Genomic DNA, 14,965 nt, shown 5'->3' on the forward strand with positions numbered 1-14,965 from the left:
CGTGGGAGCTAGTAGGAATCCCCGTCCTTTAGGGAGGGGAGGATGTCAAGAGAAGGCATTTTTCAACCATTGCATATCCTGCTTTTTACCATCAAAAGTCACACTATCAAAGCGGCAGTAAGGCATTTGCTTTAGACCGAGACGATGACAGATTTGGGGTAAAAAGTAATTTGCGGCGAGCTTGATGCGTAGTTGCTTTTGCTGATTAATGCTGGCTGCCGCCCCACCATAGTAGGCATAGCTGCGTTGTCTAATCTCGACAAAGACTAGCGTTTGAGCGTCCAGCATCAGGCAGTCAATCTCACCCATCTTGCAACGTAGGTTTTTGGCAAGCAGTAACAGGCCTTGGGCTTTTAAAAAATCAATCGCTAAGGCTTCATACCGTTGTCCCTGCGCTTGTGTAGCTGAGAGCTTGCTTTGTGTGCTTAGCTGCTTGTGCTTTTGTTGGCGTCTTTTTGCCTTGACACGATGGCGCCCATAGTTACCATAGGGCCTTTTTAAAGGCGCTGCGGCCGCCAGTTTAAACACCAGTGCTTGCTCTGCGGGCTGGTGCTGCATGCGATTCTTAATTGTGCTCTCGTGGATATTGATTTTAGTCTCAGCGTGCTTCATAAACGACCCCTTTAGCAGAACTAGCGGTTAAAATCTTCATCTTAGATAGGGGAAAGCAAAAAATGACGAAAGACGGGCAAGTTTATCCATCCACAGTCGATACGGTGGCGCAGGAATTGATTAACGCATCTATACAGGCGCGTGTGCAGGCTCAGCATTGGCCTAGCGCCACGTTGTATGTGGTCGCAACACCCATTGGTAATTTAAGCGATATCTCGCAACGTGCGCTTTACGCTTTGCAATTGGCGGATGTGATTGCGTGTGAAGATACCCGTGCGACCCAAGTCTTATTAAATGCTTACTCCATTCATAAGCCTTTAATTGCCGCGCATCAGCATAATGAGGCGGGTGTGGCTGATAAGCTGATTGAACGGTTGGCTGCGGGTCAACGGGTGGCGCTGGTGTCTGATGCCGGGGCACCAGCAGTGAGCGACCCGGGCGGTAAAATTGTGGCTAAGGTGCATGCGGCAGGTTATCGCGTGTGTGCTATACCTGGACCTTCTGCGGTGATTACTGCATTGATGGCCAGTGGTTTCAGTAGTGATGAGCAGCCAGCCTTTGCTTTTGCAGGTTTTGTTCCGAGCAAAAAAGGCGCACGCCAGGCCTGGTTTCAATATTGGTTAGCTCAGCCAATGGCCGTGATCATGTATGAAGCACCCCATCGTCTCAAAGATTGTTTTAAAGCCATAGTAGCTCTTGCGGCTGAGGAACCGGCGCGGCGAATTATGGTGGGGCGTGAATTAACCAAGCGCTTTGAAGAAATTGCGGTGTTACCGATAGTTGAGCTTGTTAATTGGCTAAGCGAGGATCCTCAACGAGAAAAGGGCGAATTTGTGTTGGTGCTTGAAGCGGCGACACAGGCACAAGCTAAGCAGGACTATGAACCTTTATTAAAGGAGTTGTTAGCCCACGGGATCTCTGTGCGTGACAGCGCAAAAATCCTGAATAAAAGCATGGGTGTAGCCAGAGACGAAGCCTACCAAGCAGCGCTAGCGCTAAAAGACAAATAAGCAGCTGTAAAAATGACAGCTGCCTATCCATATTGCCTTGTTGGCTTAAACGATTTTACCTACCATCAGCGCTAGGTCTTAGAGCGTCGGTTTACCCTTAGGTAAAAGCTCGATTTTTACTTGGGCCTTGCCTTTTTGAACCATGCCAAGTGCTTTGGCAGCAGCGTAGGATACGTCAATGATGCGGTTGTCATGAAAAGGACCGCGATCATTAATGCGTACAACAACGCTTTTACCGGTGACCTCATGCGTCACACGAACGACGCTATTTAGCGGTAGCTCCTTGTGTGCAGCAGTTAAGCTGTGCTGATTATAAAGCTCGCCATTAGCCGTTTTGCGACCATGGAAGCCAGGACCATACCATGAGGCTTCACCTGTCTCGGTAAATTCAGAGATAGAGGCAAAAGGTGTATAGCGTCGACCCTTAACAACGTAGGATTTACCACGCTTGGCACGTAAGTGCTCAGTTGCTAAACCCTTTTGGCTTTTAGCGCGTAGAGCTGGCGCTGTGTCTAAATCAGTGGTCGCTTTATCCTCCGCTAGCGGATTAATAGCCTCTTTTAGGCTCTCTTCACTATAGGTGGGTGCATTTTCCAAGGTGCCATTAAAGAGGCGTTCGTACTCGCTCTCTGGGAAAATACCATGCACAGTAATACGGAAAGACTCAGTTTTGGCGCTGCTTGAACCATCAACAATCTCAGTTATTGAGGTGTTTTGCTGTAGGGCGGCGGAAGCAGAATTAGCTGCGAGGATTAAACCGCCGGCACTAAGCGCCGTTAATAATGACTTTTTAATACTCATATGCTTACTGGTTGGGCGTCTGGGCTCGATGCCTGACGCGTAGCGGCTTATGGTCGGAGAATAATTTAGCCAGTTGCTCTACTACATAAACCGAGCGATGCTGACCGCCAGTACATCCGATGGCTACGGTGAGATAACTGCGTGTGTCTTGTTGATAATAGGGTAGCCACTTCTGAATGTAATTGGCAATATCGCTAATTAATTCGTGCACAATATCAAATTGTGCTAACCATAATGCTACGGGCTCATCACGACCAGTCAAGGGACGCAGTTCACGGTCGTAATAAGGATTAGGTAGACATCTTACATCAAAAACTAAATCAGCACTAGTTGGTACGCCAATCTTAAAGGCGAATGACTCAAAGGTTAAGAGGATATTGCTCGTATCGATCCCGACGAGCTCCTTTATCCATGCACGAAGTTGTGCAGGCTTTAAGTTTGAAGTGTCAATGTTGTGTTCTTGCAACTTAAGCGGTGCTAAATACTTTCTTTCGTAGCGCACACATTCCTCCAAAGAAGGTGCTGCGTGACCGGCAAGGCTGAGTCGCTCAGTTAAGGGATGACGCCGCCGCGATTCGGAATAGCGCTGTAGAATCGTTTGATCATTTGCTTCTAGAAAAATAGTAAGTATCGGCGTGCCCTGACTCCGTAGGGCGGTGATAATATTTGGTAAATCCCCAATATCTCCCGGTGTTCTGATGTCAATGGCGACGGCGACCTTTTTAATCTCGGCTTCACGCGTGGTTGCCACAAAATCATGCAGTAATTGGATGGGTAAATTATCGACACAGTAGTAGCCCAGATCCTCTAATTGATTTAAGGCAACACTTTTGCCTGAACCTGAGATACCGGTGATAACAACTAAGGGAGTTATCTCGTCATTCATTGTTTGAGCTTTCCTGTATGGCTAAGGATTGGCGCTTCATAAATTCGGCTAGGGTATCAATGCCTCGCAGTTTTAAAATGGTGTTACGCACAGCGGCTTCAACCAATACTGCTAAGTTACGTCCGGCCAGTACGGCCAGTTTAACACGCAGTGTGGGTACGCCTAAAATGTCTTCGCTTTGATCTTGGAATGGTAAGCGCTCGAAATCTTCACCGTGCGACTTCACTAAATGCACAATCAACTTTAAATTCATCTTGCGCCGAACGGAGGTTTCACCGAAGATGGTTTTAATATCCAGCAGACCGATACCACGCACTTCTAAGAGATTTTGTAAGAGGGGGTTGCAGCGACCCTCGATCACATGTGGTGAAGGACGTGTAAATTCGACGATATCATCAGCCACTAAGCCATGTCCGCGTGATATTAGCTCCAGGGCAAGTTCACTTTTACCCAGTCCAGATTCACCGGTAATTAATACACCTAAGCCCAGCACGTCCATAAAAACACCATGAACGGTCGTTTTGGGTGCAAAATAACGACTTAGATAAATCCGTATCACCTCAATTAAGTAGGCGGCTTCGGCTGGACTGCTTAAGAGTGGGACCCCTTTTTTGCTACAAAAACGATGTAAGGAGGTGGGTACCTCAAGCCCCTCGGCAATAATAATGCAGGGCACATCATGTGTTTTCAGCTCTTTGAGTAAGCGATTTTGAGTAGGCTTTGGTAGGCGATTATAAAAAGTCACCTCTTCGATCCCAAACACTTGAATGCGGTCGGGATGAACCATGTTTAAATGACCCACTAGGTCGGCGGAGGAGAGTGCTTCATCAGTGATGGCTCTGTCACCATGCTCCTCGTTGGCTATCCAAGATAATTTTAAGCTGTCTTTATGCTCGTTGATCAGATCCCGGATAGTAACCATAACGCTGTCGAGTACCTATTGCTGAGTGAATAAATCGTAGATGGCCTCAGGCTCATCCAAACTGAGTAACTGCTCTCTCGTCTCTGCATTAGAAAGCGTTTTGGCAAGTGAGGCTAAAATTTCCAAATGCTCTTGGGTGGCGTTTTCAGGCACGAGCAAAATCACCATGATGCCAACATTTTGATTGTCCGGTGCATCAAAAGGGATTGGGTTGCTCAGGCGCATAAAAGCAGCCGCTGGCTTGGTCAAATTAGGGATGCGCCCGTGGGGCACGGCCACACCATGACCTAGTGCCGTCGAACCGAGTCTTTCTCTGGAAAAAAGACTATCAAAGACGGTGGCACGAGGGATGCCTTGAGTGTTTTCAAAGAGTAGCGCTGCCTGTTCAAAAGCACGCTTTTTGCTAGTGACATTGATATCCAAAAGGATGTTGTTGACGCTTAAAATATTAGCAAAATGGTTCATAGGTGAGTTAATTTCCTCAATGAGAGGCTTCTATCATAACCAAAAATCATGTTAAGAATCAAAAACTAGCATCAAGCCAGGTAAATACTTTAAAGTTGATGATATGCTAGTGGCAAATATAATTCAAGAAAGCCGATTAAATCGGTGGTTTAATCGGCCATGCTACCTAATATCTTAAGACTGTAGACCCTTAGACAGCCGCGCGGCGAGCTGAATGTGAGCGGTCATGCTGCTTACCCTTGTGCTTTAGCACCATACGGTCGGCCTTGTCTGCCAAGGCATCAATCGCAGCGTATAAATCATCGGCAACGGATTCGCAAAACAGCTCTTTGCCGGGCACGCGTACCGTAATATCAGCGCAATGCTTAAGCGGCTCCACCGAGAGATTAACAATCGCAGCCGTCGCACCCCCGGTGTGACGTAAGACACGATCTAAGCGCTTAAGCACATACTCTCTGATAGCAGGAGTTAATTCCAAACGATGGGCGTTGATAGATAAATTAGCAGAACTCATAGGGACCTCTCTTAATATATCGTGATGAATTTCTACTCTAGCATGCTGCCAGTTAAATACAAGATGGCAAATTACGGATAGACATTTTCAGGATTTTGTATAGAATAGGTGGAAGTGGCTGCATATCGCTGCGCAAAAGACCGTTTTGTGGCCTAGTGTTGTAAGCTTCAGTCCTTTTCCGCATAATCACCAGTCTTAGTATCATAGCGGCGATGCGATTATTTACTCTTCACCTTAAGATGGTATTAGCATATAGGCAATAAAGCACTATTTTAGGCTATAGTGATGACTTACATACCAATCGTCATCTGACCATATACTCTTCCAGCTGGTTTGCTGATTATCCGGCTGTTAAGACAAAGGTTGAGCATCACCATGAAACACGCTAAGAAAAACACCATCAAAACACCCGCAACCTTATTTTTAGAACGTCAAAAAATACCTTATCAGGTATTTGAATGTCAGGGCGAGATTGAAGGTACGGCTGAGTTTATGGCATCGTTTTTGGGGGTGCCCACGCATCAGGTGATTAAAAGTATTGTGTTGAGCGATGAGAAGCAAAAGGGCTACATGGTCTTACAACACGGTGATCAAACCATTGATACTAAAACCTTAAGAAAGCTATTCGGTGTTAAACACATTGTGCCAGCCTCCTATGAGTTGGCTCATAAATGGACCGGCTATGAGTTTGGTGGCACTTCACCCTTTGGGATTAAGGCGAAGCTTCCGATTTATGCTGAACGTAGTATTTTTGAGATGGACAGCCTATTTATTAATGGCGGCCGTCGCGGCCTTAGCCTAAAAATCACGCCTGAGGCATTACTGCAAATCGGTGTTAAGCCGATTGAGGCGACAAAGTAAGTCGCCTTTAGTCACCTCATGCGAGGCTTGCGGCATTTGTTAGAATGATAGCTCCATCAGATAAGCGATTACTATGCGATTTTTTATCTTAATTTTTGTCTGCGTTGCCGCTTTTTATTTTATCTCCTTTAGTTCTGGTTCAAAAGGTAGTGATGCTTTATATGAGCGTGCCGAGTCTGGCGAAGTGGTTGCGCAAAGGCAATTGGGGGCGCGTTTACTTAATGGCAATGCGTCCGAGCGTAATTATAGTGAAGCCCATAAGTGGCTATTGCAGGCTGCTGCGGCAGGTGATGCGGAGGCGCAAGGATTATTGGGCGTGATTTATCAAAATGGTTTAGGTACCGCCATTAATCAAGCAGAGGCTTTTCGTTGGTTTAAATTATCGGCAGAGGCTGGTTTAACCGAGGCGCAGACCTTTTTAGCGCAAATGTATGAAGAGGGGCGTGGTACCACCATCAATTATGAAAAAGCCTTTCAATGGTATGGTCATGCTGCTGAGCGTGAGGATCCCATTGCCCAAAATGGCTTAGGTATGCTGTATATGCAGGGGCGGGGTGTGCAGCAGGATTATGCCAAGGGCCGCGAGTTGATTCGTGCGGCGGCAGCGCGTGGTTATCCGCGGGCGATTTATAATCTGGCGACCATTTATGAGCAGGGACTGGGTGTTGCAGTGAATCTGCAAAACGCCTTGCGCTGGTATAAAAATGCGGCCTCGCTGGGTTTTGTGGAAGCGCAGTATCACTTAGCGACGCTGTATTTTGAAGGGCTTAAGCTGCCACGTGATGATGCGGCGGCGTTGACGCTGTATGCTGAGGCAGCGGCGCAAGATCATGCCGGCGCTAATTATCGCCTTGGGCAAATGTATCAACAGGGCTTAGGCACAGTCGCTGATGCGGCAACAGCGCAGGGCTATTTTCTTAAGGCCTGTGAATTAGGTGAGCAAGCGGCCTGTGCTTTGGTGAAAACAGCAAAGTAGAGACAGTGTAATTTTTAATAGAGTAACCAGGCAATGAGACTACCGCCAATCACTACCAACCAAGGCGGTAGTTGCCAAATCATAAGCGCACAGAGCGCAATCAAAGCAAGTGCAAAATCTTGACTGGAGTCGATCGCATCTAGCCAAGCATGACGATAAAGCGCCGCCAATAACAGACCGACTACCGCCGCATTGACACCCGTTAAGGCGGCACGAATAGGGCCTAAGCGCCGTAAACTCTCCCAAAAAGGCAAGGCGCCCAGCACTAATAAAAAGGACGGTAAGAAAATGGCTAATAAGCAAAGCATCCCAGTGATAAAGGCGCCGTAAGCCGTATGCATTGAAGCTCCTAAAAAGGCGGCAAAGGTAAATAAAGGACCTGGCACGGCTTGTGTTGCACCATACCCTGCCATAAAGGCCTCTGCGCTGACTAGACCGGAAGGTACGGTTTCTGCCTGTAATAAAGGCAACATCACGTGGCCTCCGCCAAAGACCAAGGAGCCGGCGCGATAAAAGGCGTCAAACAGTATCAGTGCCTGATTGGGGAATAGTTTTGCGGTCAGTGGCAATACTAATAAAAGTATGAAAAAGAGGCTTAAAAACAGGAGTCCGTGACGTTTTGACATTGGACTTTTGAGCTCGGCATCTTGCCTTTGCGTTTCTGGCTTAAAGCACACTACGCCAATGAGGGCTGCTAATAGCATGACCAGGATCTGACCCCAAGTCGATGGAAATAGCAGTAAATAGCAGGTGGCGGCGATCATCAGGGTAAAACGCGATTTGTCTGGGCAGAGACTGCGCCCCATGCCCCACACCGCTTGGCTAATGACAGCCACGGCCACAATGGCTAAACCATGTAAGACTGAGGGCGGGAGCAGAGCGCTCTCGCTATTGATGGCGTAAGCAATCAGTATAAGCAACAGCGCCGAGGGCATGGTAAAGCCCAGCCAGGCAGCAAAGGCACCGGCATAGCCGGCTTGCGAAATACCCAAGCCCATACCCACTTGACTGCTGGAGGGGCCGGGTAAAAAATGACATAAAGCAATTAAGTCAGCGTATTGTTGCTCTGTCATCCAGCGTCTTCTGACGATCAGTTCATCACGAAAATAACCTAGATGAGCAACCGGACCACCAAAGGAGGTTAGCCCTAGGCGTAAGAATATAAGAAACACGGACCAGGGGCTGTTGGTAGACACAGTCGACTCCTTTAATTGCTATGAGGTTTTACGTAGCTAAAGTTAAAGACGGCCTTTTCATCTTCATCAGTTTTAGATATAAGGTCGGTTTCCCATTTAAGGTATTGCCTTGCGGCGGCCTTATTGTACTGATGTCTATCATGCAAGAAAAACAAATAGTCGATGCAATCCGCTTCACTCAGTAGCGCGTCGTCTTGGATCAGTGCATGATGAGTATTAGCAAAAAACTTTGGCTCAATCTGGGCTAAATAGAGATGCTTAAAGCCTAAAAGCGCCAGATCGCTCGCTAACAGTCTATTTTTAGCCTGATTATCACCCATTAAGAGAATAGCTTGGGATTTAGGTGCATTGAATAGGGGCTGTAGCAGTTCATGTTGATGCAGCAAATGGCTACGATTGAGCCAGAAGGCGTTTTTTAAATGCTGCTTTTTGAAATCCATGCTGTTGCGTGTGTCGGCAATTAGCAAATCGGCGTGTTGCTGGATAAAATCCTCTAGAGCCTCGGCTGCTATCTCAGTGCTGTGTCTTAAAACAAGTTCAACGCTAGGCCGTTCGGGGAGTCGTTTGCTCAAGTCCTTAGTGCCCTGGCTGAGCGGCAGCAAATAGACTGACCAACCGAGTTGCTTTAACCACGAAGCAACGACAGGTGCACGAATACCGTCGGTATCAATTAAGACGAGGTTGGCATTTCTGACCCCGATAAATTCATCCGTGGCTTGGATTAACTGACCGCCAGGTGTGTGACGAACGATGCTTGGCCAAGCAGCACGCTTAAACTCCTCTTGGGTGCGAATATCGCACACATAGGTCGTGCCTTGCTCTGATGCCAGTAAATTTATCAAATCTTCAAGCGTGATGGTTGGCAGTCCGAAGCGCTGTTGTAGTGCCTGTCCTTTGACTTGCAAAGCGCTTTGGAGGGAGCTATCAATGGCTTCAGGATACTGCCGAGTTGCGCCGTGTTCCAGCTTAAAATCTTCTAAATACCAGCCTTGGGTGCCATTTTCTAGGGCATAAACGGGATTCTTAATGCCAAAATTAATCAGGCTTTGAGCGCCAATAATGCTGCGTGTTCTACCGGCGCAATTAATCACGATGGTGGTACTTTCATCGGCCACCATTTGCGTCGCCCGCAAAGCCAATTCACCGTTAGGGCAACAGATGGCACCAGGAATATTCATTTTTTGGTACTCTGTCAGCGGTCGTCCATCGAGAATTAATAGCTTGGCACTCGGATCATTCATCAGGGCATGCAGTTGCTGAGCGCTTAGGTGAGGTGTGCGGTACTTCAGCTCTGCTAATTCACCAAAGGTTTTGCTGGGCAAATTAACCCCAGCAAAGGTGTTGTAGCCAGCCTCTTGCCAAGCCTCAATGCCACCCTCTAAGACAGCCACATTGTCATAAGCTAGGCTCTTTAAGCGCTCACTGACTTGCTGCATGAGTTGGTGTTGTTGCGCATTGGTATAGAAGACAATCGGGGTATGTAGATTGGGGACTAATTCCCTTACCCGATATTCTAATAGACTGTAGGGAATAGAAACTGCAAAGAATAAATGACAGGCACCATATTGACCATGTTCACGCACATCCAGCAGTGCTATTTCCTGACCGGAGCGGAGTAGTTTTTTTAAACTTGAAGCACTTATTTTTTTCATCTTGCTAGATTAACGTGAGGTGACACCAAGGTCTTTACTAGTGTAAGTATTATCGTCGAGATTAAAGGCTTTGCGAGCGCTCAGTTGCTCCAAGGGACGACCGTAAAAGTGCAGATGGCGAATCACCGTATCCTCAATCTTAACGGCATGAATATCATCGGCTAATAAAGCAATTCCGCTACCCGGTCCAACTAACACGGTCTCACTTAGCGCTAAGGTGGCTTTACCTGGGACCGAGCCGTCATCAAGACGCTCATAGACAAAATTCGTCTCGGTGCCAACTACGCCAGCAATACAGGCCCACGTGGTGTGATCGTGGGGAACGATTTTTTTGCCCGGTTTCATCACATTAAGATAGAGGGTAAAGCCATCATCCGATGCTTGGTGAATTAAGTAGCGGTTTTGCAGGCTTTCGTCATCGGGTACTTCATACTGAGCTAGACTCCACCAATGTTGATGTGAAGCCAGCTCAATCAAGGCGTGCATCACTTGAGTGAGGCTTTGCCGAGTGACGCCTTCTCGCAGGTAGGCTGCGGTTTGCTCAAAGAGCGTTTGTATGGCGGCTTCTTTGAGTGCCGTCTCTGTGGCCGTTAAATACTTACTATCACTCATCTACAGTCTCCCACTAGTTGTTTTAAATAACGCTAAGTGTAGCAGATAGCATGGCGCCGGAGCTATGGCTTTTCTCAAGTGATGATTTAGTAATTAGAAAGATTAGGTGGCGTTTTAAGCTATGATATTTGTTAAATATAGAGGAGGAAGTGATGGATCATATTTATGCGATTGATGGGATTGTTCCGGTCATTCATGAAAGTGCCTTTGTCCACCCGACGGCAGTGATTATTGGTGATGTGATTATTGGTCCTGGGGTGTATGTGGGGCCGATGGCGAGTTTGCGTGGTGATTTCGGTCGTATCGTGATGAAAGAGGGTTCAAATATTCAGGACACCTGTGTAGTTCATGGGGATGGGCGTCAAGACACCATTGTTGAGGAGGATGGTCATATTGGGCACGGTGCGGTACTGCATGGTTGCGTGATCGGGCGTAATGTCTTAGTCGGTATGAATGCGGTGGTGATGGATGAGGTCTCGGTTGGCGCAAATAGTATCATTGGCGCCATGGCCTTTGTGAAAAAGGGCATGATGATTCCTGAGTACAGTCTAGTGGCAGGTGCGCCTGCCAAAATCATTAAGCAATTAAGTGACGAGGACTTGCGGCATAAGATCTTAGGTACACACAAGTATCAGCGCTTAGCCAGACGCAGCAAAGCCAGTTTGGTGCGCGTGCAACCCTTGCGTGAGCTCCCAGCCGATCGCCCACGCTTGACCCCGGAGCAGATTCTGCCGGAGTATTTATTAAATAAATAAGGAGGTCATTGACTGATATGGCGCTGTTTGCCCCTGAGAAAATCAAAGAAAATTTCGAATTATTAGCCCAGCGTATTGCGGCAGCCTGCGAGCGCGTTGGTCGTAGTCCGGACGAGGTGCGCATGATCCCTGTGACCAAGGAGTTTGCGCCAACAGCCATTGAAGTGGCTTATGCGAATGGTTATAAGCAAGTAGGCGAAAACAAGGTGCAGGAGCTGGTTGATAAGTACGAGGCACTTAAGCAGGATGGTGCGTATGCGGATTTGGAGTTGATTTTAATCGGTCATTTACAAAGTAATAAGGCACGTTTTCTAGCCGATTATGTGAGTGAGTTTCATGCCTTGGATTCTTTGCACCTCGCTGCACGTCTCAACCGCTTTATGGTAGAGGCAGGGCGGGTGCTGCCAGTCTACGTGCAGGTTAATACAAGCTTGGAGCAGAGTAAGTATGGTCTGCCGGTGGCAGAGACCTTGGATTTTATTGATGAGTGCGCAGCCTTTAGCCATTTGCGGGTGGTTGGTTTAATGACTTTGGCTATGAATAGTAAAAATGAGGAGGAAGTGCGCCAATGCTTCCGTACCCTAAGGCAGTTGCGTGACCAGGCACAGTTAAAGCATCCCACGGTGCGTCGTTTGTCGATGGGTATGTCGGGGGACTTTGAAATTGCCATCGAGGAGGGGGCGACCGATATCCGAGTAGGGCAAATGATTTTCGGCTCACGTGATATTCCGAATGAATTAGCACATTTCTGGCCTGAAGACCGAGCTCGTTAAGTCCTTAAATCTTAAGTCAAAAGCCGCCACGGCGGCTTTTGATGTTTATCGCTCCGCTTAGGACTTAGTCGGTGCGAATCTTAAAATACAAAACCCTATCACGGCTGAGAGAATTGAGCCGATAAAGACACCGATTTTGGCGAGGTCTTGGTGCTCAGCCTCAACAAAGGCAAGCATGCCAATAAATAGACTCATGGTAAAGCCAATACCGCAAAGCGTTGACACACCATAAAGCTGTAACCAAGTAGCGCCATGCGGTTTAGGCGCAAAGCCGCTTTTGATCATCAAAAAAACTGTCGCAAAGATACCGAGTTGCTTACCTACAAAGAGTCCCAGTGTAATACCTAAGACCACCGGATGAAATAGCTGTTCATAAGAGAAGGCGCCGAAGGAGACGCCGGCATTAGCAAAGCCGAAAATGGGAATAATTAAAAAGGAGACCCAGTTAGATAAGGCATGTTCCCAGCGTAATAACAAGGGCTCGGCATCATGCTGTGAGTGTGCCTTATCTGGCTCGCTAACGGGAATGGTAAAAGCCAAGATAACTCCGGCTAGGGTAGCGTGAATACCTGAATTAAGAATTAACCACCAGAGTAATAAGCCTAATACTAAATAGGGTAGGCTGCGCTGGTGGTTTTTAAGATTCAAGGTCGCCAGCATCGCGATAACCACTAGCGCAATGAATAAATAAATGATTTGTAATTGTTGGGTATAGAATAGGCCGATAATGACGATCACAATTAGATCATCAATCACGGCCAAGGCCATTAAAAAGATTTTTAATGAGATGGGCACGCGACTACCCACCAAGGCCAAGATACCGAGTGCAAAGGCAATGTCGGTGGCGGCAGGTGAAGCCCAACCGGGGGCGGTTAGCGGTTCGTTCCAATTAAAATAGAGATAAATCAGCGCCGGTAGCGTAACCCCAGCAAAGGCGGCTGCAAAAGGAAGAATGCGCTTTTGACGGGTACCTAAGTCGCCTATTAAAAGTTCTCGTTTAACCTCTAACCCAACCAGTAAAAAGAAGATAGCCATCAAGGCATCATTAATCCAATGCAGTATGGATAGATTGAGGAATTTGGCTTCTAAGAAAGCAAAATAGCCATTGGCCAGAGCGGAGTTAGCAAAGACGACGCCGATAATTGAGGCCAGGATCAGAATTACGCCGGCCGCTTGTGGGCTATTAAGAATTTTTGCAATAAAGCGTTGAGTATGTTGCGTCATAAGATGATAAGACCGTCTAAAAGCGGTTTGATTTTTTTTGCTAAAAGAGTTTTATTCTACCATCTATTCAGATTTTTGTAAGCTACTGAAAGCTGCATAATTAATCCTTTTAAAACAATTGCTTAGTCAATGATGTGGCTGAAATTGTATCGATTTAAAGGATATTTACTTACTTTTTAAAACGAAATTTAATGATCTTTGACTTTGTAACAGGCTAAGATGAGAGGCATCTTGTTAAAGATTAAACGATTTTTTATTCGCTTATTTTCAACTTATTAAGGAGTAAGAAGATGAAGAAATTAGCATTTATTTTAGGTACTTCCGTGGCTTTGGCGACGACTGCTTATGCGCAAACGGCTGCGGATGTTGCGGCCACCGATAGTTTAAATAGCAATGCCGAAATCCGTATCACGGAGAGTGTGGTGACTGCGACCCCAGTTGCAGAGGGTGAGGCGCGTATTGATGAGAAAGTGACCGTGACTGAAGTTGCGCCAAACCAAACGCCAAATCAAGCGGCAGCACCTTTGGCTCAAGAAGCTCAGGGACTATGGGTTGGTACCGTACCTTGCGCATCTTGCCCTGGCATTGATGTCAAGCTAACGCTGAATGCTGACGGCACCTTTACCATGAACGAAAGCTATCGAGAGTCGGCTGATGGTGAATTTAGTACCACTGGTACGGCGAGTTATACAACGACTAACGGCGTGATTACTTTAACAAGCGCTGACAATGAAAGCCGTCACTTGTTATTAAAAGACGGTCAATTACTATATATTGACGCCGAAGGTAACGCACGCGCTGATTATATGTTAAAAAGAGCGCAGTAATTAGTTCTTAACATATTAATCTGTTCCCCTAGGAAGTTCTTTATGAAAAAGTTAGCATTTGCTTTAGTGGGTGTGGTGGCTGCCTTATCCTCAGCCTGCGCTCAAGCGACCAAAGAAGCTCAGCCGCAAGCTGAAGAGATGAGTGTCAAAGAGGCGGTTGCCGATGCAAGCACTGAAGCTCAAGCAAATGCTGATCCTACCCCACACGTCGTGGATTGGGATGGACGATGGAGTGGCGTGATTCCCTGCGGTCATTGCGCTGGTATTGAGGTGGATCTTATTTTTAACACTGATGGTACCTATTTAATGCGTGAGGCTGAACTGGAATCACCTCACAAGGTCTCAGTCAATAAAGGTTCCTTAAGCTGGGATGAAACGACACGTGTGCTAACTTTTAATGGTTATAAAGGTGCAAAAGGCGCTAAGTTGCGGATGCAGTTTGCTGAGGGCCTGGCCGTTTATCTAGATGACCAGGGTAATTTGATGCCCGATTATCAATTGAGTAAACAGGCTGAGTATCGAGCCAGCTCACAGCAATTGATTTTGCCTTTACAAAGCATTCGGGTTGAGGATAATCATGTGTTTTTTAGTGGTTTATTAAACTTTAAAGAACCGCAAAACGGTGGTTTCAAGTCGGTCAAGGGTGAAGTGATGATTGATTGTGCTAAGCAGCATGTGAGCTTTAAGGATGCTGGCTATTACCCAGAAGCCGATGCCCTGGGTGAGCGTATTGTTGATGTGCCCCAAATGGTTAAGGGTGGTTGGAAGCTAGGCAGCAACAGCGAGGAGAGTGTGTTTCTGCAAGTGGCCGAGACCTTTTGTCCGACAATGTAGCATATAGCTTAATTGACATCCTCCCCGGCCTGAAGGCCGGAGATT

Annotated in this window: 17 protein-coding genes; 7 read left to right on the forward strand and 10 right to left on the reverse strand. The window is 47.0% G+C overall.

Going from position 1 to position 14,965, the window contains the following annotated elements:
• Nucleotides 1-45: 45 nt before the first annotated feature.
• Nucleotides 46-612 (reverse strand): YraN family protein, encoded by a 567-nt coding sequence (locus HMPREF3179_RS11795; RefSeq protein WP_083290664.1) that lies wholly within the window; start codon nucleotides 610-612, stop codon nucleotides 46-48.
• Nucleotides 613-674: 62 nt separating this feature from the next.
• Here HMPREF3179_RS11795 and rsmI point away from each other — a divergent pair, with 62 nt between their 5' ends.
• The gene (gene rsmI, locus HMPREF3179_RS01470) at nucleotides 675-1,622 is read left to right on the forward strand and encodes a 16S rRNA (cytidine(1402)-2'-O)-methyltransferase (protein ID WP_083290665.1); all 948 of its coding nucleotides are present in this window, start codon (nucleotides 675-677) and stop codon (nucleotides 1,620-1,622) included.
• A gap of 78 nt (nucleotides 1,623-1,700) precedes the next feature.
• Here rsmI and HMPREF3179_RS01475 read toward each other — a convergent pair whose 3' ends face one another.
• From HMPREF3179_RS01475 to hpf, 5 genes are all read right to left on the reverse strand, one after another.
• On the reverse strand, nucleotides 1,701-2,423 hold the full coding sequence (locus tag HMPREF3179_RS01475) for a septal ring lytic transglycosylase RlpA family protein (RefSeq protein ID WP_070469414.1): 723 nt from the start codon (nucleotides 2,421-2,423) through the stop codon (nucleotides 1,701-1,703).
• 4 nt (nucleotides 2,424-2,427) lie between these two features.
• Nucleotides 2,428-3,297, reverse strand: coding sequence for an RNase adapter RapZ (gene rapZ, locus HMPREF3179_RS01480; protein WP_161797540.1), 870 nt, complete (start codon nucleotides 3,295-3,297; stop codon nucleotides 2,428-2,430).
• 4 nt (nucleotides 3,298-3,301) lie between these two features.
• Entirely contained in the window at nucleotides 3,302-4,231 is a 930-nt protein-coding gene (gene hprK / locus HMPREF3179_RS01485; protein WP_070469415.1) for an HPr(Ser) kinase/phosphatase, read from the reverse strand.
• Between the two features lie 15 nt (nucleotides 4,232-4,246).
• Nucleotides 4,247-4,696, reverse strand: coding sequence for a PTS sugar transporter subunit IIA (locus HMPREF3179_RS01490; RefSeq protein ID WP_018025911.1), 450 nt, complete (start codon nucleotides 4,694-4,696; stop codon nucleotides 4,247-4,249).
• A gap of 190 nt (nucleotides 4,697-4,886) precedes the next feature.
• The gene (hpf, locus tag HMPREF3179_RS01495) at nucleotides 4,887-5,210 is read right to left on the reverse strand and encodes a ribosome hibernation-promoting factor, HPF/YfiA family (protein WP_048768577.1); all 324 of its coding nucleotides are present in this window, start codon (nucleotides 5,208-5,210) and stop codon (nucleotides 4,887-4,889) included.
• Nucleotides 5,211-5,585: 375 nt separating this feature from the next.
• Here hpf and HMPREF3179_RS01500 point away from each other — a divergent pair, with 375 nt between their 5' ends.
• Nucleotides 5,586-6,071, forward strand: a complete 486-nt coding sequence (locus HMPREF3179_RS01500) for an aminoacyl-tRNA deacylase (RefSeq protein WP_070469416.1) — start codon at nucleotides 5,586-5,588, stop codon at nucleotides 6,069-6,071.
• A 73-nt stretch (nucleotides 6,072-6,144) separates the two neighbouring features.
• The gene (locus HMPREF3179_RS01505; protein ID WP_070469417.1) at nucleotides 6,145-7,047 is read left to right on the forward strand and encodes a tetratricopeptide repeat protein; all 903 of its coding nucleotides are present in this window, start codon (nucleotides 6,145-6,147) and stop codon (nucleotides 7,045-7,047) included.
• Nucleotides 7,048-7,061: 14 nt separating this feature from the next.
• Here HMPREF3179_RS01505 and chrA read toward each other — a convergent pair whose 3' ends face one another.
• Genes chrA through HMPREF3179_RS01520 form a run of 3 tightly spaced genes read right to left on the reverse strand, consistent with a single transcriptional unit; the run spans nucleotide 7,062 to nucleotide 10,507 of the window.
• On the reverse strand, nucleotides 7,062-8,243 hold the full coding sequence (gene chrA / locus HMPREF3179_RS01510) for a chromate efflux transporter (protein ID WP_070469418.1): 1,182 nt from the start codon (nucleotides 8,241-8,243) through the stop codon (nucleotides 7,062-7,064).
• Nucleotides 8,244-8,254: 11 nt separating this feature from the next.
• Nucleotides 8,255-9,895 (reverse strand): rhodanese-like domain-containing protein, encoded by a 1,641-nt coding sequence (locus HMPREF3179_RS01515; protein WP_070469419.1) that lies wholly within the window; start codon nucleotides 9,893-9,895, stop codon nucleotides 8,255-8,257.
• 9 nt (nucleotides 9,896-9,904) lie between these two features.
• Nucleotides 9,905-10,507 carry a cysteine dioxygenase family protein gene (locus HMPREF3179_RS01520; RefSeq protein WP_070469420.1) on the reverse strand — a complete coding sequence of 201 codons (603 nt, stop codon included), beginning with the start codon at nucleotides 10,505-10,507 and terminating at the stop codon, nucleotides 9,905-9,907.
• A gap of 152 nt (nucleotides 10,508-10,659) precedes the next feature.
• Here HMPREF3179_RS01520 and HMPREF3179_RS01525 point away from each other — a divergent pair, with 152 nt between their 5' ends.
• Both HMPREF3179_RS01525 and HMPREF3179_RS01530 read left to right on the forward strand, forming a co-directional pair.
• Nucleotides 10,660-11,262 carry a hypothetical protein gene (locus tag HMPREF3179_RS01525; protein ID WP_018025904.1) on the forward strand — a complete coding sequence of 201 codons (603 nt, stop codon included), beginning with the start codon at nucleotides 10,660-10,662 and terminating at the stop codon, nucleotides 11,260-11,262.
• A gap of 17 nt (nucleotides 11,263-11,279) precedes the next feature.
• On the forward strand, nucleotides 11,280-12,035 hold the full coding sequence (locus HMPREF3179_RS01530) for a YggS family pyridoxal phosphate-dependent enzyme (RefSeq protein WP_070469421.1): 756 nt from the start codon (nucleotides 11,280-11,282) through the stop codon (nucleotides 12,033-12,035).
• A gap of 57 nt (nucleotides 12,036-12,092) precedes the next feature.
• Here the strand turns inward: HMPREF3179_RS01530 and nhaA are convergent, their stop codons facing one another.
• Nucleotides 12,093-13,259 (reverse strand): Na+/H+ antiporter NhaA, encoded by a 1,167-nt coding sequence (gene nhaA / locus HMPREF3179_RS01535; protein ID WP_070469422.1) that lies wholly within the window; start codon nucleotides 13,257-13,259, stop codon nucleotides 12,093-12,095.
• Nucleotides 13,260-13,549: 290 nt separating this feature from the next.
• On the opposite strand from nhaA, the gene HMPREF3179_RS01540 reads away from it, so the two are divergent.
• A complete protein-coding gene (locus HMPREF3179_RS01540; protein ID WP_070469423.1) occupies nucleotides 13,550-14,086 on the forward strand; it encodes a copper resistance protein NlpE in 537 nt (178 codons plus the stop codon).
• Between the two features lie 42 nt (nucleotides 14,087-14,128).
• Entirely contained in the window at nucleotides 14,129-14,920 is a 792-nt protein-coding gene (locus tag HMPREF3179_RS01545; RefSeq protein WP_070469424.1) for a copper resistance protein NlpE, read from the forward strand.
• Nucleotides 14,921-14,965: the final 45 nt, after the last annotated feature.

The organism is Oligella sp. HMSC09E12, from assembly GCF_001808505.1.
Classification (GTDB): domain Bacteria; phylum Pseudomonadota; class Gammaproteobacteria; order Burkholderiales; family Burkholderiaceae_B; genus Oligella; species Oligella urethralis.

Excerpts from the sequence above, each read along its gene's own strand:
- HMPREF3179_RS01500 (WP_070469416.1), top strand. The coding sequence starts at position 5,586 with ATGAAACACGCTAAGAAAAACACCATCAAAACACCCGCAACCTTATTT.
- HMPREF3179_RS01475 (WP_070469414.1), bottom strand. The coding sequence starts at position 2,423 with ATGAGTATTAAAAAGTCATTATTAACGGCGCTTAGTGCCGGCGGTTTA.
- hprK (WP_070469415.1), bottom strand. The coding sequence starts at position 4,231 with ATGGTTACTATCCGGGATCTGATCAACGAGCATAAAGACAGCTTAAAA.
- hpf (WP_048768577.1), bottom strand. The coding sequence starts at position 5,210 with ATGAGTTCTGCTAATTTATCTATCAACGCCCATCGTTTGGAATTAACT.
- HMPREF3179_RS01530 (WP_070469421.1), top strand. The coding sequence starts at position 11,280 with ATGGCGCTGTTTGCCCCTGAGAAAATCAAAGAAAATTTCGAATTATTA.
- HMPREF3179_RS11795 (WP_083290664.1), bottom strand. The coding sequence starts at position 612 with ATGAAGCACGCTGAGACTAAAATCAATATCCACGAGAGCACAATTAAG.
- HMPREF3179_RS01515 (WP_070469419.1), bottom strand. The coding sequence starts at position 9,895 with ATGAAAAAAATAAGTGCTTCAAGTTTAAAAAAACTACTCCGCTCCGGT.
- nhaA (WP_070469422.1), bottom strand. The coding sequence starts at position 13,259 with ATGACGCAACATACTCAACGCTTTATTGCAAAAATTCTTAATAGCCCA.
- HMPREF3179_RS01545 (WP_070469424.1), top strand. The coding sequence starts at position 14,129 with ATGAAAAAGTTAGCATTTGCTTTAGTGGGTGTGGTGGCTGCCTTATCC.
- HMPREF3179_RS01520 (WP_070469420.1), bottom strand. The coding sequence starts at position 10,507 with ATGAGTGATAGTAAGTATTTAACGGCCACAGAGACGGCACTCAAAGAA.
- HMPREF3179_RS01540 (WP_070469423.1), top strand. The coding sequence starts at position 13,550 with ATGAAGAAATTAGCATTTATTTTAGGTACTTCCGTGGCTTTGGCGACG.
- rsmI (WP_083290665.1), top strand. The coding sequence starts at position 675 with ATGACGAAAGACGGGCAAGTTTATCCATCCACAGTCGATACGGTGGCG.
- HMPREF3179_RS01490 (WP_018025911.1), bottom strand. The coding sequence starts at position 4,696 with ATGAACCATTTTGCTAATATTTTAAGCGTCAACAACATCCTTTTGGAT.
- HMPREF3179_RS01505 (WP_070469417.1), top strand. The coding sequence starts at position 6,145 with ATGCGATTTTTTATCTTAATTTTTGTCTGCGTTGCCGCTTTTTATTTT.
- HMPREF3179_RS01525 (WP_018025904.1), top strand. The coding sequence starts at position 10,660 with ATGGATCATATTTATGCGATTGATGGGATTGTTCCGGTCATTCATGAA.